Raw genomic sequence first — 2643 nt, 5'->3', positions numbered from 1 at the left:
AGCGAGGCGGCGCGTTCGACCAGGTCGGCGGAGGCACCGAGGGCGACCCGGGCGCGGCGGGCGACGACCCGCTCGGCCAGCCGGGACATCTGCCCGCGCAGGCCGGTGGCCAGCACCGCGTTGTGCCAGGTGACCACGAGTGGCTGAGCCGGTCGGGCCAGCGCCGCCACCAGGCCGGCCCGCAACCCGTGGGCGTGTACGACGTCGACCTGCTCGGTGAGCACGCGTCGTAGCGCGCTGACCGCCCGCCCGTCGGCTGGTGTCGGGTTCGCCGGAATCTGCACGGGTACGAACTGGGCACCGGTCGCGGTGAACTCGAACTGCTCCTGGGTCGCCGCCGGCCCACAGACGGTGACCGAGGCTCCCCCGGCGACCAGTCCTCGGGCGAGTGAGGTGACGTGTTGGCCGACGCCACCGGTGCTGGAGGCCAGCAGCAGGACCACGTTCCCGGTCCAACCCGGCACAGCTGCCTCGGAATGCCCGCTCCTCGCGCTCACCCCGACACCGTCTCCTTTCCCTCGCCCCGCCCCTGGCCGGATCCATCCGGGCCAGCTGCGCGTCCGCGCCCCATCAGGCGGCGTAGCCGTCGTCCGAACTTCAGGATCAGTGGACGCACATCGTGCCGGTCCAGCGGGTAGGCCACCGCGAGAAAAACCGTTCCCACAGCGATACCGGACAGCATGCCCTGTATCAACGAACCGGCCTGCGTCGGGGTGCCCTGCCAAGCATGACCCAGGAAGGAGTTGACAACCAGTCCGACGGTCATGGCGGCAGAACCGGCGAGCACCCCGACCGCACCCGCGTGGACGATCCCGGCCAGGGCCGCCCGGCCGGCGCGGCGGATCACCACCACGACCAGCGAGCCACCGAGCAACAGCATGCCGACCGAGTTGGCCAGGGTCAGCGCCAGCACCCGGTCCTCGATCGGGAACGCGGCGGAGAGCAGCACGGCGGCCACCGGCACGACCAGCCAGCCGCCGGCCGTGGCAGCCGCCGCTGCCCGGGTGTCCCCCCGGGCGTAGAGCGCTCGGGACAGTACCGCGAACAGTCCGTAGCCGAGCAGGCCAGGAGCGAACCCGATGATTCCGGCGACTGCGGCGGTCGACCCGTTGAGCCCCGGGAAGAAGCCGGCGATGGGCTCGGCGGTGGCGATCAGCGCCGCCGCCCCAAGGCAGCTGAACAGCAGGACGGCGCGGGTGGTGGGGGCCAGGGTACGGCGGTAGCCGTCCTCGTCGCCGCTGGCCCGAGCGGCGGCCAGGGTCGGGTACGCCGCCGATGCCAACGGCACCGCCAGCACCGCCCAGGGCAGCAGATAGACGGTCTGGGCGACGTTGTAGACCACCACCGTCCCGGCCGGGCCACCGTCGGCGAGCTTCAGGGCGACCAGCAGCGCGACCTGCTGGCCGGCCACGGTCACCGCCCCGGCCAGCGCCAGGCCGCCGATCTTCTGCCGTACCTCGGTGGTGAACCGGTAACCCGGTCGGATCCGTAGCCGCAGCCGGCGCAACGGAATGAGCAGGCACAGTGACAGCACCACCACCCCGAGGGTGGTGCCGACCGACAGGATCAGTTCACCGGTCAGGCTGACCCGGGCCAACGGCAGTTCCCGACCCTCCACACTCGCGAAGGTGAGGTAGGCGGCGATCACCGTCAGGCTGGACAGCAACGGTGCGATCACCGGCCAGGCGAACCGCTGGTGTGCCTGGAGCACCCCGGTGAGGACGATCCCGATGCCGTACAGCGGCAGCTGCGGGGCGAAGATCCGCAGCATTCGCGTTCCGGCGGCGAGTTCCGCCGGGGTCGGGTCGTTCGCGATGAGGGAGATGATCGGTCCGGCGAGGACCGTGACCGCCAGCGCCAGCGGGACCAGCAGGATCATCGTCCAGGTGAGCAGTGCGCCGGTGGTCGCCGACACCGCCGCCCGGTCGCCGGCCACGACCGCGCCGGCCAGCAGCGGTACGACGAGACTGGCCAGCGCCCCACCGGCCACGATCTCGAAGATGATGTTCGGGACGGTGTTGGCGATCAGGTAGATGTCGCCCAGGTCGCTGCGGTCGCCGACCACCCAGGTGAGGACGGCGGTACGGCCGAAGCCGGCCAGTCGGCTGGCGACGGTGAGTACGGCGATGAGCGCGGCGGCACCGGCCACACGACCGGTGCCGGAGAGGGGTGCCGGTGTGCTCACGTCAGGAGGTTCGCCGTCCCCACTCGTCCAACTCCCGCAGCCCTCGGGTGTTCTGGATCACCTTGGTGAAGCTGACCTTCTCGCTGGCGGCGGTCAGCCCGGCGACGACAGCCAGGATGCCGGCCCGGCCGACCGGCCCGGTACGGGCGGCCATCGCCACCCCGAGCAGGGCACCCAGCGCGTTGGCGCCACTGTCGCCGAGCATGACCCGCTCGTCGAGGTCGTCGGGGAGCAGCCCGACGGCGGCAACCACCGGTCCGGCGGCGAGTCCACCGGACCGGCCGGCGGTCAGGGGCGCGCCGAGCAGCACACCGGCCTTGAGGGCGCGACCGGGCCGCAGGTCCAGGAGGTTGAGTAGGTTGGCCGTACCGGCGATCACCCCGGCGCCGAGCAGCACGTCGGCCACCCGGCCGAGGGTGCTCCGCGGCTGGCGGCACCGTACGTCCGGGTCGGCGGCC

At 72.5% G+C, this 2643-nt stretch carries 2 protein-coding genes and 1 pseudogene; all 3 read right to left on the bottom strand.

All coding sequences use genetic code 11. From position 1 onward, the window contains the following. Positions 1–497, bottom strand: a 497-nt coding sequence (locus ACFQ4H_RS34675; protein WP_377579493.1) for a glycosyltransferase, incomplete at its 3' end; no start/stop codon positions are given. Continuing rightward, positions 494–2185: a murein biosynthesis integral membrane protein MurJ gene (murJ, locus tag ACFQ4H_RS34670; protein ID WP_377579491.1), complete on the bottom strand. Its 1692-nt coding sequence runs from the start codon at positions 2183–2185 to the stop codon at positions 494–496. The genes murJ and ACFQ4H_RS34675, both read right to left, overlap by 4 nt. A gap of 1 nt (position 2186) precedes the next feature. Further along, positions 2187–2643: pseudogene (locus ACFQ4H_RS34665) on the bottom strand (hypothetical protein); the annotation flags it as partial.

The sequence above is a fragment of the Micromonospora sonneratiae genome, from assembly GCF_042679305.1.
GTDB lineage: Bacteria > Actinomycetota > Actinomycetes > Mycobacteriales > Micromonosporaceae > Micromonospora_H > Micromonospora_H sonneratiae.
Note: the sequence above shows the minus strand (reverse complement) of the source record. Positions and strands in the feature narration are given on the sequence as shown.